This is a genomic window from Bradyrhizobium cosmicum, assembly GCF_032290525.1.
GTDB classification, from domain to species: domain Bacteria; phylum Pseudomonadota; class Alphaproteobacteria; order Rhizobiales; family Xanthobacteraceae; genus Bradyrhizobium; species Bradyrhizobium cosmicum_A.
Window position 1 is genome coordinate 1 of sequence record NZ_JASXTA010000164.1, and the last position, 283, is coordinate 283.

Sequence of the window (283 nt, forward strand, 5' to 3'; positions counted from 1 at the left end):
AGCTGACAGTGCGCCGCCGCGGCGGTCGCAAGCGGGCGATCGGGACCAGGGCGCCGATGCTGGTTCCGATGACGCCGAACGACCGGTGGTCGCTCGACTTTGTGTCGGATCAACTGACCTGCGGCCGCCGCTTCCGCATCCTGACCGTTGTCGATGATTGTACCCGCGAGTGCCTGGCGCTGGTGGCCGACACCTCGCTCTCGGGCACCCGGGTGGCGCGGGAACTGGACCGGCTACTGATTGAGCGCGGCAAGCCGAAGATGGTGGTCAGCGACAACGGCAG

At 67.8% G+C, this 283-nt stretch carries 1 protein-coding gene; it reads left to right on the plus strand.

What is annotated here, in order from left to right:
- Nucleotides 1-283, plus strand: a 283-nt coding sequence (locus QSV46_RS39490) for a DDE-type integrase/transposase/recombinase (protein WP_314964061.1), incomplete at both ends; no start/stop codon positions are given.